We start from the raw sequence: 17373 nt of genomic DNA, 5'->3' as shown, positions 1-17373 counted from the left end.
ACTGTCGGCGCGGGAGCGCGCCGGCAACAGCGCGAACGGCCCGGCCTCACCCCATCGGGCGGGGCCGGGCCGGTGCGGACGTCAGCCGCAGACCGCGCCCTGGGCCGCCGAGCCGACCAGCTTGGCGTACTTGGCGAGCACGCCGCGGGTGTAGCGCGGGGCCGGCGGCGCCCAGCCCTCCCGGCGGCGGGCCAGCTCCTCGTCGTCGACCAGGAGCTCCAGCGTGCGGGCGGCCAGGTCGAGCCGGATCCGGTCACCGTCGCGGACGAAGGCGATCGGGCCGCCGTCGACGGCCTCGGGCGCGATGTGGCCGACGCACAAGCCGGTGGTGCCGCCGGAGAACCGGCCGTCGGTGAGCAGCAGCACGTCCTTGCCCAGCCCGGCGCCCTTGATCGCGCCGGTGACGGCGAGCATCTCGCGCATGCCGGGGCCGCCGCGCGGGCCCTCGTAGCGGATCACCACGACGTCGTCCTTCTGGAGCGTGCCCTCGGTGACGGCGTCCATGGCGCCCTGCTCGCCGTCGAAGACCCGGGCGGTGCCCTCGAAGACGTCGGCGTCGAAGCCGGCGGACTTCACCACCGCGCCCTCCGGCGCGAGCGAGCCGCGCAGGATCGTCAGGCCGCCGGTCTTGTGGATCGGGTCGTTCATCGCGTGCACGATCGTGCCGTCGAGGTCCGGCGGGCTGATCTCGGCGAGGTTCTCGGCCATCGTCTTCCCGGTGACGGTGAGCACGTCGCCGTGCAGCAGCCCCGCGTCCAGGAGTGCGCGCAGCACGACCGGCACGCCGCCGACGCGGTCGACGTCGGTCATCACGAACCGGCCGAACGGCTTCACGTCGGCCAGGTGCGGGGTGCGGTCACCGATCCGGTTGAAGTCGTCGAGGGTGAGGTCGACGTCGGCCTCGTGCGCGATCGCCATCAGGTGCAGGACGGCGTTGGTCGAGCCGCCCAGCGCCATGACGACGGTGATCGCGTTCTCGAACGCCTTCTTGGTCATGATCTGCCGCGCGGTGATGCCCTTGCGGAGCAGCTCGACGACGGCCTCACCGGAGGCGATCGCGATGGCGTCCCGGCGGGCGTCCGGCGCCGGCGGGGCGGCGCTGCCGGGCAGGGCCATGCCCAGCGCCTCGGACACGCTGGCCATCGTGTTGGCGGTGTACATGCCACCGCAGGAGCCCATCCCGGGGCAGGCGGCCTTCTCGATGGCGGTCAGCTCGTCGCGGGTGATCTTCCCGGCGGCGCAGGCGCCGACGCCCTCGAAGACGTCGATCAGGGTGAGGTCCTTGTCGCCGAGCTTCCCCGGCAGGGTCGAGCCGGAGTAGACGAACACGCTGGCCAGGTCCAGGCGGGCGGCGGCCATCAGCATGCCGGGCAGCGACTTGTCGCAGCCGGCCAGCAGCACCGAACCGTCCAGCCGCTCGGCGAACATGACCGTCTCGACCGAGTCGGCGATGACCTCGCGGGAGACCAGCGAGGCGCGCATCCCCTCGTGGCCCATGGAGATGCCGTCGGAGACCGAGATGGTGCCGAACTCCAGCGGGTAGCCGCCGGCGGCGAACACGCCCTCCTTGGCCCGCTTCGCCAACCGGTCCAGCGACAGGTTGCACGGGGTGATCTCGTTCCAGGAAGAGGCGACGCCGATCTGCGGCTTGGCGAAGTCGTCGTCGCCCATGCCCACCGCGCGGAGCATGGCCCGGGCCGGGGCCTTGGCGTCCCCGTCGGTGACCTCGCGGCTGCGGGGCTTGATGTCGGCAGTGCCGGAGCTGGTGGGGCGGTCCTCGACGGTCGTCACGACCGGCGATGGTAGGCCGGTCGCGGCCGGTGCACCGGTCGGCTGGGTGGTCGTCATGGCGTGCTCCTGATCAGGGACGGGGGCCGGGAGAACCGGCCGGGAGGGTGGGCTCGGACTCCGCTGCGGCGCTCCGGCGCGCCCAGTGGCCGGCCAGCAGCGAGCCCGAGACGTTGTGCCAGACCGAGAAGAGCGCCGCGGGCAGCGCGGCCGCGGGAGAGAAGTGCGCCGTGGCCAGCGCCGCCGCCAGCCCGGAGTTCTGCATGCCGACCTCGATGCTGACCGCCCGCCGGCCCTGCTCGTCGAAGCCGCAGACGCGGGCCACCGCGTAGCCCAGGCCCAGGCCCAGCAGGTTGTGCGCGACGACCGCCACGACCACGAGCAGCCCCACCGACAGCAGGGTGTCCGCGCTCGCCGCGACGACGATCGCCACCACCACGGCGATCCCGGCGACCGAGACCAGCGGGAGGAGGTCCAGCAGCCGCTCGATCAGCCGCGGGACGAGCCGGCGCAGCAGCAGCCCCAGCAGGACCGGCACCAGCACGATCTGCAGGATCGAGGTGAACAGCCCGGCGCCGTCGACCGGGAGGTACTGGCCGGCCAGCCACAGCACCAGCAGCGGGGTGAGGAACGGGGCCAGCAGGGTGGAGACCGACGTCATCGCCACCGACAGCGCGGTGTCGCCGCGGGCCAGGTAGACGATCACGTTCGACGCGGTACCGCCGGGGGCGGAGCCGACCAGCACCATCCCGGCCGACAGCGCCGGGGAGAGGTCGAGCGCCTCGGCGATCCCGAACGCCAGCCCGGGCATGACGACGAACTGGGTGGCCACCCCGGCGAGCAGCGCCCAGGGGCGGCGCGCCACGACCGCGAAGTCGACCGGCCGCAGGGTCATGCCCATCCCGAGCATGATCACCGCGAGCAGCCAGGGGACCGCCGCCGTCCCCCCGGCGAACGCCCCGGGGGCCGCCAGCGCCAGCGCACCGGCCAGCACGACGATGACGGCGAACCAGCGCCCGACGAACGAGCTCACGGCCCTGATCTGGTGCACCCCGGACTCCTCTCGCGCGCAGCACTGCGGCCGGCCAAGCGTGCGGGCCGGTGGACGGGGGCACAAGGAGACCCTTGATGCTGGTACTGGCACCACCACCCGACGTCGTCCCGAGGAGGTCCGCGTGACCGGTTCCCCACGCACCGAGCTGGCGGCCTTCCTGCGCTCCCGGCGCCGGCAGGTGGAGCCCGCCTCGGTGGGGCTGCCCGGGCACGGCGCCCGGCGCGCGCCCGGGCTGCGGCGGGAGGAGGTCGCGCTGCTGTCCGGGGTCAGCCACACCTGGTACACGTGGCTGGAGCAGGGCCGGGACATCTCGCCGTCCCGGCAGGTGGTGGACGCCGTCGCCCGCACGCTGCAGCTCTCACCGGCCGAGCACGAGTACGTGCTGCGGCTGACCGGGCACGCCGCGACGGCACCGGCCGAGCCCGGTCCGGCGGAGCTGCCGGCGCACGCCGTGCGGCTGCTGGACGCCCTGGGCCCCTCCCCCGCGTTCGTCCTCACGCACAGCTGGTCCATCCTCGGCTGGAACGCCGCGTACGAGCGGCTCTACCCCGGGGTGGCCACCGCGCCGGAGGGCGAGCGGAACCTGCTGTGGGTGGTGTTCACCGACCCCGCCGTGCGCAGCCTGCTCGGCGACTGGGCCACCGACAGCCGGCGCTTCCTCACCCAGTTCCGGGCCGAGGTCGGCAGTCGGGTGCACGACCCGGCCGTCGTCGACCTGGTCACCCGGCTGCAGGCGGCCAGCGAGCACTTCCGGGCCGGCTGGGCCAGCCACGACGTCGACTCGTTCAGCTCCAGCGAGCGCCGCTTCGAGCACTCCCGGGTGGGCAGCCTGCTGCTGGAGCACCACCAGCTCACCCTGGCCGACTCCCCCGACCTGCACCTGGTCGTCTACACGGCCGCCGCGGGCACCGACAGCGCCGCGCGGCTGGCCCGGCTGAGCAGCGATTGACCGACCCCCACCGGCCACCCCGCCGCATCTGGGACCATCGAGGGGTGGCTGTCGCTCGCATGCGGATGAGCCGGATCGCGCTCGTCCCCGTCCTCTTCCTGACGATCTGCGTGCTCCCGGTGACCGTCGGCACGCCCTGGGCGTGGCTGCTGATGGCGGTGCCACTGGCGCTGGCCGCCTGGGTGTTCCGGGTCGGCGTCGACCTCGGGGACGACGGGGTCACCGTGCGGTCGCTGGTCGCCCGCCGCACGATCGCCTGGGACGAGGTGGCCGGCATCCGGGTCGGTGAGCGCGCCGACCTGTGGCTGGTCACGACCGCCGGCACCCAGCTGCAGCTGCCGGTGCTGCGCGCCCGCGACCTGCCCCGGCTGGCCGCCCTCTCCGGCGGCCGCATCCCCGCCCCCTGACGGCCCCCGCGCAGGGGCCCGGCCCGAGCTTGCGAGGGTCGGGGGGCGCGGGGGTCCTTTCAGTAGTCGGTGACCACGTTGGACAGGGGCTCCCCGGCCAGCACCCGGGCCAGCTGGTCGGTGACGGCGGCGGTGGCGCGGTCGTTGGTGGCGGGCACCGCGCCGGCCACGTGCGGGGTGAGCAGCAGGTTCGGCGCGGACCACAGCGGGTGGCCGGCGGGCAGCGGCTCGGGGTCGGTCACGTCCAGGGCGGCGCGCAGCCGGCGCGAGGTCAGCTCGGCCAGCAGGGCGTCGGTGTCCACGACCACGCCGCGGGCGGCGTTGACCAGCAGGGCGTCGTCCTTCATCGCGGCGAGGAAGGACGCGTCGACGAGGCCGGTGGTCTGCGGGGTCACCGGCACGATGAGCACCACGACGTCGGCCTCGGGCAGCAGCTGCGGCAGCTCGTCGATGCTCCGCACCCCGTCCCGGGCGGTGCGGGCGACGTAGGTGATGTCGACGTCGAAGCCGGCCATCATCCGGCCGATCGTGCGGCCGATGTCACCGGCGCCCACCATCAGCACCTTGGCCCCGATCAGCGAGTGCTCGGTACGGAAGTCCCAGCGGCCGGCGTCCTGCTCGCGGGTGAAGTGCGGGATGCCCCGCTGCGCGGCCAGCGTGGCGGCGACCGCCCACTCCGCGGTCGAGGGGGTGTGCGCGCCCCGGGCGTTGCACAGCGTGACCCGCTCGGGGAGCCGGCCGACGAACTTCTCCGCCCCGGCGCTCATCAGCTGGACCAGCCGCAGTTGCGGCAGCGCGTCCAGCACCTCGGCGGCGATCTCCCCGCCGCCGCGCGGCACCAGCACCTGGGCCTGCGCCGCCTCCCCGGTGGGCGCCCCCTCGTCGGGGAACCGGTGGGCGCGGACGCGGGGCGAGAGGGCCTCGGCGGCCTCGGCGAGGGCCCGGGAGGGGACGAGCACGTGCAGCGTCTCCTCCGGGCCCAGGGGCAGCGTGGTGGCGGTGTCGGGACCGGTGACGTCGGGCACGGGTCCCGACCCTAGGCGGGCCCGCTCGGCGCAGCGCGCCGGGCAGCCGCCGTACTGTTGCCGAGGTGGGACGGCGGACGACAGCACCCGGTGCCCGGCGGCTGACGGCACTGCTCCTGGGCGGGCTGCTGCTGGCCGGTTGCGGCGGCGGCTACGAGCCGGCCGGCCCCTTCCGCGACGTGCCGCAGGGGCAGCCCCCGCAGGTCGCCCCGCCGCAGGAGAGCACCCCGATCCCGGCGCCCGGCCGGCCGTCCACCCCGGGCGCCGAGGACGAGCAGGCCGGTGACCCGAACGTGGTCGCCACCGACCTGGTCGTGCCCACCGGCCTGGCACTGCTGCCGGACGGGACGGCGGTGGTCGGTGAGCGGGACACCGGGCGGCTGCTGCAGGTCTTCCCCGACCGCGCCGAGCCCCGGGAGCTGATGACCGTGCCGGGCATCGACACCGGCGGGGACGGCGGGCTGCTCGGGCTGGCCCTCTCGCCGACGTTCGCCGAGGACGGGCTGCTCTACGCCTACGTCTCCACCGCGACCGACAACCGGGTGGTGCGCTTCCCGATCGGCGGCACCCCCAACCCGGTGCTGACCGGCATCCCCCGCGGGGAGGTGCACAACGGCGGCGGTCTGCTGTTCGGGCCGGACGGCGTGCTGTACGTGGGCACCGGCGACGTCGGGGACCCGGCACTGGCGGCCGACCCGGCGTCGTTGGCCGGCAAGGTGCTGGCCGTCGACGTCTTCGGTCAGCCGGTCGGCGCCGGCCCGGTCCTGACCCGCGGGCACCGGGACGTCACCGCGCTCTGCCAGAGCGGCGACCAGCTCTACGGGACCGACGACGCGCTGCAGGGGCCCGACGAGTTCAACGCGCTCGCCGCCGGCGGCGACTACGGGCCCGGCGGCGTCGCACCGGTGCTCGAGGTGCCCGGGGAGGAGGGTGGGCTGGGCGGCTGCGCGGTCACCGGCCCCTACGTCTTCCTCGGGGCGCTCGACGGGCAGCAGGTGCACGTCGTCGAGCTCGACGGGGCGCGGGTCCCGGTCGAGGAGCCGACGGCGTTCCTGGACGAGGACTACGGCCGGCTGCGCGCGGTGGCCCTGGACGCCGAGGGCGCGCTGTGGATCACCACCTCCAACCGCGACGGGGTGGGCACGCCGGACGCGGACGACGACAAGGTGCTGCGGGTGCTCCCGCCGACCTCCTCGGCGGGCTCCCCGCTGTAGCCGGGCCGGGAACTACCGGGTGAAGCGGTGGACCACGTGGTCGGGCGGGTCGACCGGGTTGTCCGGCACCAGCTCACCCGCGGCGTACCAGCGCGCCCCGGCGCGGCGCAGCGCCCGCCACGAGGCCTCGTTGCCCAGCGCCACGGGGACCAGGAGGTCGTGCGCCTCGGGGTGGTCGGCGAGGCCGCGGGCGACGGCGGCGGCGATCATCGCCGCCCCCAGCCCCCGGCCGCGGGCCCCCGGCTCACCGACCAGGTAGTCGATGCTCAGCGCGCCCGCGGGCACCGGGCAGATCGCCGACAGCTCGGCGAGCGACTCGGGTTCGTCGGCGAACGCGTACACCTGGACGAACCCGAACGGCTCGCCCTCGTACACGCCGAGGTACACCGCCGTCGGGTCGGCGCCGTCGACGCTCGGCCCGTACTGCCGTTCGACCGCAGCGGGACTCGGGTCGTCGTCCCACCAGCGGGCGACCAGCGGCTCGGCCAGCCAGCGGCTGAGCAGCGGGAAGTCCGCCCGCCGCAGCGGGCGCAGCTCGACGGCGGGCAGCCCCACCGCCCCAGGCTAGGAGCCCAGCACCCGCTCCTCCAGCATCCGCTTCACCGTGGGGGCATCTGCCTTGCCGCGGGTGGTCTTCATGACCGCCCCGACGAGCGCACCCAGCGCCTGGACCTTGCCGGCCTTGACCTTGGCGATGACGTCGGGGGCGCCGGCGATCGCGGCCTCGACGGCGGCGACCAGCTCGTCGGACTCCCCCATCACCGCCAGCCCCTGCGCCTCGACGACCTGCGCCGGGTCGCCCTGGCCGGCCAGCACGCCGTCGAGCACCTGGCGGGCGAGCCCGTCGTTGATGGTGCCCTCGTTGACCAGCCGGACCAGCTCGGCCACCTGTGCCGGGGTGATCGCCAGCTCGGCGAGTTCGGTGCCGGCCTCGTTGGCCCGGCGGGCGAGGTCGCCCAGCCACCACTTGCGGGCGTCACCCGGGGTGGCGCCGGCGGCGACGGTCTGCTCGACCAGGCCCAGCGCTCCGGCGTTGGCCAGCCAGGTCATCTCGGTGCCGGAGATGCCCCACTCCTGCTGGAGCCGGGTGCGCCGGGCGGCGGGCAGCTCGGGCAGCCCGGCGCGCAGCTTCTCGATCCACTCGGCGTCGGGGGCCAGCGGCACCAGGTCGGGCTCGGGGAAGTACCGGTAGTCGGTCGCCTCCTCCTTGCTGCGCCCGGAGGAGGTGCTGCCGGTGTCCTCGTGGAAGTGCCGGGTCTCCTGCACGATGCGGCCACCTCCGTCGAGGACGGCGGCCTGCCGGCGCATCTCGAAGCGGACGGCGCGCTCGACCGACCGCAGCGAGTTCACGTTCTTGGTCTCGGTGCGGGTGCCCCACTCCAGGTCGCCGACCGGGTTGAGCGAGATGTTGACGTCGCAGCGCAGGCTGCCCTGCTCCATCCGCACGTCGGAGACGCCGAGGGCCTGGACGATCTCGCGCAGCTCGGTGACGTAGGCGCGGGCGACCTCGGGGGCCAGCCGGCCGGCGCCGGGCACCGGGCGGGTGACGATCTCGACCAGCGGGATGCCGGCCCGGTTGAAGTCGATCAGCGAGTGGTCGGCGCCGTGGATGCGCCCGGTGGCCCCACCGACGTGCAGGTTCTTGCCGGTGTCCTCCTCCAGGTGCACCCGCTCGATCTCCACGCGGTGCGTCGTCCCGTCGACCTCGACGTCCAGGTGGCCGGCGACGCACAGCGGCTCGTCGTACTGGCTGGTCTGGAAGCCCTTGGGGATGTCGGGGTAGAAGTAGTTCTTCCGGGCGAACCGCGACCAGTTCGCGATCCGGCAGCCCAGCGCCAGGCCGATCTTGATGGTCGCCTCGACGGCGGCGGCGTTGGCCACCGGCAGCGAGCCGGGCATGCCCAGGCACACCGGGCAGGTGTGCGTGTTGGGCTCGGCACCGAAGGTGGTGGCGCAGCCGCAGAACATCTTGGAGGCGGTGCCCAGCTCGACGTGGGTCTCCAGCCCGATGACCGGCTCGTAGCGGGTCAGGACGTCGTCGAACTCGACCAGCCGGTCGGCGGTGCTGGTCATGGCTTCTCCTCCGGGTGGGACGTCGTGGTCGAGCCGGTGGCGGCGCTGCGGGTGGTGAACCAGGCACCGATCGCGGTCAGCACGCCCAGCACGATGAAGACGGCGAAGATCGCCTGGCCGGTCACGGCCCAGAGCACGGCGCCGGCGACGATCACGAAGACGGTCAGCCCCCAGGCTGCCTTCATGGGCCCGTTCACGCGGCACCCGCCGGGGTGCCCAGCTCGTCGAGCAGCCGGTGGCCTCGGGCGGCGTCCTGCGCGGCCTCCAGCGCGGCGGCGACCCGGTAGCAGCGGTCGTCGGCCAGCGCCGGGGCCATCACCTGCAGCCCGACCGGCAGCCCCTCGGACAGCCCGCTGGGCACCGAGATCGCCGGGAGGCCGGCCAGGCTGGCCGGCAGGGTGCACAGGTCGGCGGCGTACATCGAGATCGGGTCGTCGACCCGGGTGCCGATCGGGAACGCGACGGTCGGGGTGGTGGGGCTGACCAGCACGTCGACGTCGGCGAAGGCGGCGCTGAAGTCGCGGGTGATCAGCGTGCGCACCTTCTGCGCCTGGCCGTAGTAGGCCTCGTAGTACCCGCTGGACAGCGCGTAGGTGCCCAGGATGATGCGCCGCTTGACCTCCGGGCCGAAGCCCTGCTCCCGGGTGATCGCCATGACCTCGTCCAGGTCGCGGCTGCCGTCGTCGCCGGCCCGCAGGCCGAACCGGACGCCCTCGTAGCGGGCCAGGTTGCTGGAGGCCTCGCTCGGCGCGATCAGGTAGTAGGCGGGCAGCGCCAGGTCGAAGGAGGGGCAGGAGACCTCGGTGACCTCCGCGCCCAGCCCGGCCAGCACCTCGATCGCCTCGCGGGTGCGGGCCAGGACGCCGGGCTCGTAGCCGTCGGCGTGACCTTCCCCGCCGAGCTCGCGGACGACCCCGACCCGCACGCCGCGCAGGTCGCCGGCCGCGCCTTCCCGGGCGGCGTCGGCCAGCCGGGCGAGCGGGGTGTCGATGCTGGTGGAGTCGCGCGGGTCGTGGCCGCCGATGACCTCGTGCATCACCGCGGCGTCCAGCACCGTGCGGGCCATCGGCCCCGCCTGGTCCAGGCTGGAGGAGAAGGCGATCAGGCCGTAGCGGGAGACCGAGCCGTAGGTCGGCTTGTGCCCGACCAGCCCGGTGAGCGCGGCCGGCTGCCGGATGGAGCCGCCGGTGTCGGTGCCGATGGACCAGGGCGCGAGGTGCCCGGCGACCGCGGCGCTGGAGCCGCCGGAGGATCCGCCGGGGATGCGGTCGGCGTCCCAGGGGTTGCGGGTCACCTGGTAGGCGGAGTTCTCGGTGGAGGAGCCCATCGCGAACTCGTCCATGTTGGTCTTGCCCAGCAGCACGGTGCCGGCCTCGGCGAGCCGGGTGGCGACCGTGGCGCTGTACGGCGGGCGCCAGCCCTCGAGGATCTTCGAGCCGCTCGTGGTGGGCACGCCCTCGGTGACCACCAGGTCCTTGAGGGCCAGCGGCACGCCGGCCAGCGGGCCGAGCTCGGCGCCGGTGGCGCGGGCCTGGTCGACCGCGGCGGCCGCGGCGAGCGCGGCGTCGTCCTCGACGTGCAGGTAGGCGCCGAGCCGGCCGTCGTCGGCGGCGATCCGGTCCAGGTGCGTGCGGGTCACCTCGACGGCGCTCACCTCGCCGGAGCCCAGCAGCCGGGACAGCTCGGCGACGTCGGCGCGGGTCAGGTCACTGCTGGTGCCGGTCACTCGGCGTCCCCCAGGATGCGCGGCACGCGGATGCGACCGTCCTCGGCGGCGGGCGCACCGGCCAGCACGACGTCGCGGGACAGGCTGGGGGTCACCTCGTCGGGGCGGAGCACGTTGGTCAGCGGGACGGCGTGGGTCATCGGCGGCACGTCGGCCACCGCGGCCTCACCGACCCGGGCGACGGCGGCGAGCACCTGGTCGAGCTGGCCGGCGAACCGGTCGAGCTCCTCGTCGGTGACGGCCAGGCGCGACAGACGCGCCAGGTGTGCGACGTCGGAACGGGAGATGCTGCTCATGCTGCGCTGGGACCCCACTTCGGCGGCCGGACGGGCCCGGCCTCGACTCGCTCCAGGACTCAGCCACTCTACGTGGCGCGACCGGGCCGCCCGACCGCGAGCCGGGTTGGTCCCGGGGCCCTCGATGCGGCAGGCTCCCCCTGTCCGCGATCGACGGTGATCGGCCCCGCCTCAGCACGACGTCCGGGGGGATCCGTGTCCTACCTCTTGCGGCTGGTCGTCCCCGACCGGCCCGGCACGCTCGGTGCCGTCGCCACGGCGCTCGGCCAGGCCGGCATCGACATCGTCTCCGTCGACGTCCTGGAGCGCGGCAACGGTGTCGCCGTCGACGACATCGTGGTCGAGCTCCCCGCCGACCGGGTCGCCGACAGCCTGATCACCGCGGCGACCGCCGTGCCGGGCGTGCAGGTCGAGTCGCTGCGCCCCTTCGCCGGTCCGCTGGACACCCACCGGGAGCTGGAGCTGCTCGAGGCGCTGGCCCCGGCCGGGGCGGGCACCGCCAAGGTGCTCGCCGCCGAGCTCCCCCGGGTGTTCCGCAGCGGCTGGGCGGTGGTGCTCGCCGGTCCCGCCGACCAGCTCACCGTGCTGGCCGCGTCCGACGCCGCACCCTCACTGGAGGGCATGCGCACCCCGTGGCTGCCGCTGACCACGCCCCTGCTGCTGCCCAGCGACGGTGACTGGGTGCCCCTGCGCTGGCAGGAGATGGCGGTGGAGATGATGGCCGCGCCGCTGGGCGCCGATGGCACTGCGGTGCTGCTCGGCCGGTCCGGCGGGCCGGCGTTCCGTCGCTCGGAGCTGCTGCGACTGGCCCACCTGACCGGGCTCGCCGCGACGGTCACCCGGCTCCCACCGGTGTAGCTCTCCGGCCCGCCGGGGGCGACGGTTCAGCTGTCCGCCGGCTCCGCACCGTCGCCGATGGTGGCGACCTCGCGGGCGGCGTCCGGCCCCTGCTCGAGCAGCACCGTGAAGCCGTCGTCGTCCAGGACGGGCGCCTTCACCGCGACCGCCTTGTCGTACTTGCTGCCGGGGTCGGCGCCGACGACGACGAAGCCGGTCTTCTTCGACACCGAGCCGGTGACCTTGCCCCCGCGCTCCTGGATGGCGGCGATCGCCTGGTCCCGGCTGTGGTCGCGCAGCGAGCCGGTGACGACGACGGTGATGCCGGTCAGCGGCCCGGGCCCGGAGTCGGACTCGGGGTCGGCCAGCCGGACCCCCGCGGCCCGCCACTTCTCCACCACGTCGCGGTGCCAGTCGACGGTGAACCAGTCGCGCACCGCCGTGGCGATGGTCGGCCCGACGCCCTCGGCGGCGGCCAGCTCCTCCTCGCTCGCCGCCATCAACCGGTCGACCGAGCGGAACTCCCGGGCGAGCGCCTGGGCCGCCGTGGGGCCGACGTGCCGGATCGACAGCGCCACGAGCACCCGCCACAGCGGGACGTCCTTGCGGGTCTGCAGGTTGGTCAGCAGCCGCTTCCCGTTGGCCGAGAGGGTGCCGTCCTTCTTGGTGAAGAAGTCGGTGCGGCACAGCGCGTCCTCGTCGAGGGTGAAGACATCGCCCTCGTCGGCGAGCAGCCGGCTCTCCAGCAGGGCGCTCGCCGCCTCGTAGCCGAGCACCTCGATGTCGAAGGCGCCGCGGCCGGCGACGTGGAAGACCCGCTCCCGGAGCTGGGCGGGGCAGGAGCGGGCGTTCGGGCAGCGGATGTCGGCGTCGCCCTCCTTCTCCGGCCGCAGCTCGGTGCCGCACTCGGGGCAGTGCGTGGGGAAGACGAACTCCCGCTCGGAGCCGTCGCGGGCCGCCACCACCGGGCCGAGCACCTCGGGGATGACGTCGCCGGCCTTGCGGATGACGACCGTGTCGCCGATCAGCACGCCCTTGCGCTGGACCTCGCTGGCGTTGTGCAGCGTGGCCAGCTGCACGGTGGACCCGGCGACCTTCACCGGCTCCATGTAGGCGAACGGGGTGACCCGCCCGGTGCGGCCGACGTTGACCCGGATGTCGTGCAGCTTCGTCGTCGCCTCCTCCGGGGGGTACTTGAAGGCGATGGCCCACCGCGGCGCGCGGCTGGTGGACCCGAGCCGGCGCTGCAGGGCGACCTGGTCGACCTTGACGACGACTCCGTCGATCTCGTGCTCGACGGCGTGCCGCTGCTCGCGGTACCGCTCGATGTAGGCCCAGACCCCGGTGAGGTCGTCGACCACCTCGTACCGTTCGCTGACCGGCAGCCCCCAGGCGCGCAGCTGCTCGTAGGCGTCGGACTGGCGGGCGGGCTCGAAGCCGCGGCGCGCGCCGATGCCGTGCACGACCATGCTGAGCGGACGCTTCGCCGTCTCGCGGGCGTCCTTCTGCCGCAGCGAGCCGGCCGCGGCGTTGCGCGGGTTGGCGAACGGCGCCTTGCCCGCCTCGACCAGGCCGGCGTTGACCTCGGCGAACGCGGCGACCGGGAAGTAGACCTCGCCGCGGACCTCGAGGAACTCCGGCACGTCGTCGCCGGTGAGCTGCTGGGGGACGACGGCCAGGGTGCGGACGTTGGCGGTGACGTCCTCCCCCGTCGTCCCGTCGCCGCGGGTGGCCGCGCCGACCAGCCGGCCGCGCTCGTAGACCAGGTCGATGGCCAGCCCGTCGACCTTCAGCTCGCAGAGGTAGCCGGCGCCGGCGGCACCGTCCCGCTCCGCGCGGGCGGCCCAGGCGGAGAGCTCGTCGGAGGAGAAGGCGTTGTCCAGGCTCTGCATCCGCTCCGGGTGCGTGACCGGGGCGAAGGTGGCGCCGAACCCGCCGTTGACCTTCTGGCTGGGTGACTCCGGGGTCAGCAGTGCGGGGTGGGCCGCCTCCAACGCCTTGAGCTCGCCCATCAGCTCGTCGTACTGGCCGTCGCTGACCAGCGGGGCGTCCTGCACGTAGTAGGCGAAGGCGTACCGGTCGAGCTCCTCGGACAGGTCGCGGTGCCGGGTGCGGGCCTCGTCGGGCACCTCGGTGACGTCCTGCCGGTCGACGGCCGCCTCGACCGTGGGCTGGTCCGCCCGCTCCACCGTGTCCTGCTCCCCTGCCTCGCTGCTCACGGACGAGACGTTATCCGGCGGCTCCGACGGGAAACGGCAGCACAGTCGGCAGCGCGCCACCTCGGGCAGCGAGCAGCCTCCTACGCCACTACAGCGGTGACCCGATGAGGATCTCGGTGTCGTCGGGGCGGTAGGTGCGCCATCGCCCGCCGGGATCTCGCTGCACCCGGAAGCCGTGATGCACCTTGGTGTGGTGCCGTTCGCACAACAGGGCTGAGTTCTGCAGGTTGGTCTCGCCGCCGTGCAGCCAGTGGACGAGGTGGTGGACGTCGCACCAGTGGGTCGGGGCGCCGCAGCCGGCGAACACGCAGGACCCGTCCCGCCGCTCGACGGCCTTGCGCAGCCCGGGGGTGACCACCCGGTGGTCCCGCCCCAGGTCCAGCGGGACCCCGTCGGGGCCCATCACGATGCGGGAGATGCTGCCGTCACAGGCCAGGTAGCGGGCCCGGGCGGCGGAGATCGTCGCCCCGAAGCCCAGCTCCGCCGCACCGGCGCCGGTGGCGGGGTCGACCAGGTCGTCGAGGTCGATGCCCACGACCACGTGCGGCTTCACCGTGCGCAGGATGGGCAGGTTCCCCGAGGCGAGCTGGTTGTCGCAGAGCTGGACGAGGGCGTCGGCGTTCTGCTGCGCGCGGGTCCGCTCATCGCCCTTCGGGCGGTCGGCCTGCACGATCGACTCGATCGCCGCCTGCACCTTCTCCCCACCCACCGCATCCAGGTCGAACCGGCCGGTGACGCTGCCATCGGCGTGCTTGGCGATCGTCAACCGGCGACCCTCCGTCGGGTCCGGCTCCGGGCCGTCCGGGTCGAGGGCGTCTTCGAAGGCCTGCACCGCGGCCACCAGCGACTGGTGCGGAGCCACCGCGGCCACCTGCGCCCACACCCGATCGAACGCAGCAAGGTCGATGCCCTGCTCGGCAGCCTGCGCCCGCTCACGGTCCCCCACCGCAGCGGCGACCACGTCCATCTGCGCCGCCGTCACCGCACCTTCAGCGAACCCGGCGGCCAACGCCGGGAAGTGCTCCAACGCCCGACCCGACCGCAGGATCCGCGACGCCTCGGCCGGCGCCAGCCGGGTGTGCCCGGTCAGCCACGACCGCATGCTCTTCAGCCCGTCGTGCTCGGCGGCCTGGGTGCTGTCCGCGCGGCGCACGGTGCGGGTCAACTCCGCCGACGCACGGTTGACCAGCTGCACCAGCATCGCCGTCCGATCCAGCACCTGACCGTCCGTGAACGAGTGCAGATCGTCGGCCGCGAGGGCGTCCATAGCCGACATCAACTCGCTCACGACACCTCCCGCAGCATTCGAACGTGTGTACGAATGCTACCGCCGTCGAGGACCTCCAGCAACACGAATATGCAGGTCAGACGCCTGTCCACAGATTGCCGCCGCCCCTTGACAGGGTCGGTCCAGCACACCCGCCACCGACCCGGACGACACCATCGCCTGGCGCACCCGACGTCGAGCGCGCCCTCCAGCCGGTCCTCGACGACCGCCTCGCCACGTCGGCGCAGGCCCGGGATGCCGCCGCCTGGCGGGTGTGCTAACGGGACGACGTCCCGGTCAAGGAGGTCGGCAGCCAGGACTCGACCGGGGCGTCACTCCGGCAGCAGGTACTTCGCGGCCTCGCGGACGTGCGCCATCGCCGTCCGGGCGTAGGCCTGGCTCGCCCCGGCCAGGCCGCAGGACGGCGTGAGCGTCACCGCGCCGGCCAGCTCCTCGGCCGGGAAGCCCAGCTCCCGCCACCAGGCCTGCACGCGGCTGGCGGTCGCCTTCGGCCGGCCCAGGTCGGTGTCGGTGCCGGGGACGACGCCCACGAGCAGGTGGGTGCCGGCTTCGATGGCGGTGCCGACGGCGTCGAGGTCCTGGACCAGGCCCAGGTCGAAGGAGAGCCCCTGCGCCCCGGCGGCCCGGAAGAGGTCGAGCGGGGCGCGCTGGGCGCAGCAGTGCACCACGACCGGCGCCGACGCCTGGCGGATGAGCCCGGTGAGCTGCTCCTCCACGACGTTCGACTCGATCGCCGACAGCTTGCCGAACCCGCTGACGGTGGGCAGGCCGCCCTGCAGCACGGCGGGCACCGACGGCTCGTCCAGCTGCACGACGACCGAGGCCTCCGGCACCCGGGCGGAGACGGCGGCGACGTGGGCAGCGATCCCCTCGGCGAGGGACTGCGCCAGGTCGCGGCGCGCCCCGGCGTCCACCACGGCCCGGTCGCCGCGGCTGCGCTCCAGCCCGGCGGCCAGGGTCCACGGACCGGCCACCTGGATCTTCAACGGCCCCACGTAGCGCTCGGCCACCTCGTAGAGCGCGTCCAGGTCGCGGGCCAGGGCCTCCCTGGCCCGGCGCAGGTCGGCGCCCGGACGGGCGACCAGCCGCCAGCCGGCTGGGGTGAGGTCGACGTAGAGGTCGACCAGCAGGGCGGCCGCGCGACCGATCAGGTCCGACCCGGCGCCGCGGCCGGGCAGCTCGGGCAGGTGCGGCAGGTCCGGCAGCTCGCCGACGACCAGCCGCATCGCCTCGACCGGGTCGGTGCCGGGCAGGGACCCGACGCCGGTGGCCGGTCCCCACACCGGGAGCGCCGACCGCACCTCGCCGTCGGCGCCCGGCTCACTGCTGTCGTCCGGGAGGTGCGTCGCCGAGGTCACGTGCCGACCGTAGCCCGCCGTCCCGCCGGCACCGGTGACGGTCAGCTCAGTGGGGTCTCCGGCCGTTCACCGGCGCGCAGCACGGTGCCCTGACCGAGCACCAGGTCACCCCGCTCGGCGTCCGGGGCGTACAGCACGGCCGACTGCCCCGGGGCCACTCCGCGCTGGCGCTCGCCGAGCACGAGGCACAGCCCGCCGTCCTCGGCGAGGGAGACCTCGCAGGCGACCGGCGTGGCGTGGGCGCGCAGCTGCACCTGGGCCCGGAACGGGAGGTCGGGCACCGGCCCGGTCCAGGTGGGCGTCCCGGTGCGCACCTCGTCGACCTCCGCCTGGTCCGCCGTGCCGATCGTCACGGTGCGGCTGACCGGCTCGATCCCGAGCACGTACCGCGGGCGCTGGTCACCGGCGGTCACACCCAGCCCACGACGCTGGCCGATGGTGAAGCCGTGCGCGCCGGCGTGCGTCCCGACGGTCTGGCCGGTCGCGGCGTCGACGACCGGGCCGGGCTGCTCACCGAGCCGGCGGGCGAGGAAGCCGCGGGTGTCGCCGTCGGAGATGAAGCAGATGTCGTGCGAGTCCGGCTTGGTGGCGACCGCGTAGCCGCGCTCGGCCGCCAGCTCCCGCACCCGCTCCTTCGTCATCGAGCCGAGCGGGAAGACGGCGCCGGCCAGCTGCTCGGCGGTGAGCACACCGAGCACGTAGGACTGGTCCTTCGCGGCGTCGACCGAGCGGCGCAGCTCGCCGTCGGCCAGCCGGGCGTGGTGCCCGGTGACGACGGCGTCGAAGCCCAGCGCCCGGGCCCGGTCGAGCACGGCGGAGAACTTGATCTTCTCGTTGCAGCGCAGGCAGGGGTTCGGGGTCCGTCCGGCGGCGTACTCGGCGACGAAGTCGTCGATGACGTCCTCACGGAACCGGTCGGCCAGGTCCCAGACATAGAACGGGATGCCCAGCTCGTCGGCGACCCGCCGGGCGTCGTGGGAGTCCTCGACGCTGCAGCACCCTCGGGCACCGCTGCGCAGCGTCTGCCGGTCGGGCGAGAGCGCCAGGTGCACACCGGTGACCTCGTGTCCCGCCTCGACGGCCAGCGCGGCGGCGACCGCGGAGTCCACTCCCCCGCTCATGGCGGCGATCAGTCGCAT

The 17373-nt window shown here is 74.5% G+C and carries 16 protein-coding genes; 4 read left to right on the top strand and 12 right to left on the bottom strand.

Annotation, left to right across the window (positions count from 1 at the left end; genetic code table 11):
• Positions 1-81: 81 nt before the first annotated feature.
• Together ilvD and O2W15_RS14125 are read right to left on the bottom strand one after the other, a co-directional pair.
• On the bottom strand, positions 82-1848 hold the full coding sequence (gene ilvD / locus O2W15_RS14130) for a dihydroxy-acid dehydratase (protein WP_269165334.1): 1767 nt from the start codon (positions 1846-1848) through the stop codon (positions 82-84).
• Between the two features lie 13 nt (positions 1849-1861).
• Complete coding sequence (locus O2W15_RS14125) at positions 1862-2839, bottom strand: bile acid:sodium symporter family protein (protein WP_269179858.1); 978 nt, start codon at positions 2837-2839, stop codon at positions 1862-1864.
• A 124-nt stretch (positions 2840-2963) separates the two neighbouring features.
• Between O2W15_RS14125 and O2W15_RS14120 the strand changes: the two genes are divergently transcribed.
• Together O2W15_RS14120 and O2W15_RS14115 are read left to right on the top strand one after the other, a co-directional pair.
• Complete coding sequence (locus O2W15_RS14120; RefSeq protein ID WP_269165336.1) at positions 2964-3791, top strand: helix-turn-helix transcriptional regulator; 828 nt, start codon at positions 2964-2966, stop codon at positions 3789-3791.
• A 44-nt stretch (positions 3792-3835) separates the two neighbouring features.
• Positions 3836-4198, top strand: coding sequence for a PH domain-containing protein (locus tag O2W15_RS14115; RefSeq protein ID WP_269165337.1), 363 nt, complete (start codon positions 3836-3838; stop codon positions 4196-4198).
• Between the two features lie 59 nt (positions 4199-4257).
• On the opposite strand, the gene O2W15_RS14110 is transcribed toward O2W15_RS14115, so the two are convergent.
• A complete protein-coding gene (locus O2W15_RS14110) occupies positions 4258-5223 on the bottom strand; it encodes a 2-hydroxyacid dehydrogenase (protein WP_269179857.1) in 966 nt (321 codons plus the stop codon).
• A 65-nt stretch (positions 5224-5288) separates the two neighbouring features.
• Between O2W15_RS14110 and O2W15_RS14105 the strand changes: the two genes are divergently transcribed.
• The gene (locus tag O2W15_RS14105) at positions 5289-6437 is read left to right on the top strand and encodes a PQQ-dependent sugar dehydrogenase (protein WP_269179856.1); all 1149 of its coding nucleotides are present in this window, start codon (positions 5289-5291) and stop codon (positions 6435-6437) included.
• Between the two features lie 12 nt (positions 6438-6449).
• On the opposite strand, the gene O2W15_RS14100 is transcribed toward O2W15_RS14105, so the two are convergent.
• The 5 genes from O2W15_RS14100 to gatC are packed head-to-tail and all read right to left on the bottom strand — an operon-like array spanning position 6450 to position 10532.
• Positions 6450-6992: a GNAT family N-acetyltransferase gene (locus O2W15_RS14100; protein ID WP_269165340.1), complete on the bottom strand. Its 543-nt coding sequence runs from the start codon at positions 6990-6992 to the stop codon at positions 6450-6452.
• Positions 6993-7001: 9 nt separating this feature from the next.
• The gene (gene gatB, locus O2W15_RS14095) at positions 7002-8510 is read right to left on the bottom strand and encodes an Asp-tRNA(Asn)/Glu-tRNA(Gln) amidotransferase subunit GatB (RefSeq protein WP_269179855.1); all 1509 of its coding nucleotides are present in this window, start codon (positions 8508-8510) and stop codon (positions 7002-7004) included.
• Entirely contained in the window at positions 8507-8707 is a 201-nt protein-coding gene (locus O2W15_RS14090) for a hypothetical protein (RefSeq protein ID WP_269179854.1), read from the bottom strand. The genes gatB and O2W15_RS14090 overlap by 4 nt, the downstream gene beginning before the upstream one ends.
• Positions 8704-10236: an Asp-tRNA(Asn)/Glu-tRNA(Gln) amidotransferase subunit GatA gene (gene gatA, locus O2W15_RS14085; RefSeq protein WP_269179853.1), complete on the bottom strand. Its 1533-nt coding sequence runs from the start codon at positions 10234-10236 to the stop codon at positions 8704-8706. The genes O2W15_RS14090 and gatA overlap by 4 nt, the downstream gene beginning before the upstream one ends.
• Positions 10233-10532, bottom strand: a complete 300-nt coding sequence (gene gatC, locus O2W15_RS14080) for an Asp-tRNA(Asn)/Glu-tRNA(Gln) amidotransferase subunit GatC (protein ID WP_036340508.1) — start codon at positions 10530-10532, stop codon at positions 10233-10235. Before gatC ends, gatA begins: the two co-directional genes overlap by 4 nt.
• A gap of 195 nt (positions 10533-10727) precedes the next feature.
• Between gatC and O2W15_RS14075 the strand changes: the two genes are divergently transcribed.
• A complete protein-coding gene (locus O2W15_RS14075) occupies positions 10728-11390 on the top strand; it encodes an ACT domain-containing protein (RefSeq protein WP_269179852.1) in 663 nt (220 codons plus the stop codon).
• Between the two features lie 26 nt (positions 11391-11416).
• Here the strand turns inward: O2W15_RS14075 and ligA are convergent, their stop codons facing one another.
• The 4 genes from ligA to mnmA all read right to left on the bottom strand — a co-directional run bounded on the left by ligA (position 11417) and on the right by mnmA (position 17373).
• Complete coding sequence (gene ligA / locus O2W15_RS14070; protein WP_269179851.1) at positions 11417-13588, bottom strand: NAD-dependent DNA ligase LigA; 2172 nt, start codon at positions 13586-13588, stop codon at positions 11417-11419.
• An 88-nt stretch (positions 13589-13676) separates the two neighbouring features.
• A complete protein-coding gene (locus tag O2W15_RS14065) occupies positions 13677-14876 on the bottom strand; it encodes an HNH endonuclease signature motif containing protein (RefSeq protein WP_269179850.1) in 1200 nt (399 codons plus the stop codon).
• Positions 14877-15187: 311 nt separating this feature from the next.
• Entirely contained in the window at positions 15188-16234 is a 1047-nt protein-coding gene (locus tag O2W15_RS14060) for a methionine synthase (RefSeq protein ID WP_269179849.1), read from the bottom strand.
• 41 nt (positions 16235-16275) lie between these two features.
• A complete protein-coding gene (gene mnmA, locus O2W15_RS14055; RefSeq protein ID WP_269179848.1) occupies positions 16276-17373 on the bottom strand; it encodes a tRNA 2-thiouridine(34) synthase MnmA in 1098 nt (365 codons plus the stop codon).

This window comes from Modestobacter sp. VKM Ac-2979 (assembly GCF_026967995.1).
Taxonomy (GTDB): Bacteria; Actinomycetota; Actinomycetes; order Mycobacteriales; family Geodermatophilaceae; genus Modestobacter.
The sequence above is the reverse complement of the archived record's forward strand: the minus strand, read 5'-3'. Positions and strand labels throughout refer to the sequence as shown.

Excerpts from the sequence above, each read along its gene's own strand:
- ilvD (WP_269165334.1), bottom strand. The coding sequence starts at position 1,848 with ATGACGACCACCCAGCCGACCGGTGCACCGGCCGCGACCGGCCTACCA.
- gatB (WP_269179855.1), bottom strand. The coding sequence starts at position 8,510 with ATGACCAGCACCGCCGACCGGCTGGTCGAGTTCGACGACGTCCTGACC.
- gatC (WP_036340508.1), bottom strand. The coding sequence starts at position 10,532 with ATGAGCAGCATCTCCCGTTCCGACGTCGCACACCTGGCGCGTCTGTCG.
- mnmA (WP_269179848.1), bottom strand. The coding sequence starts at position 17,373 with ATGCGACTGATCGCCGCCATGAGCGGGGGAGTGGACTCCGCGGTCGCC.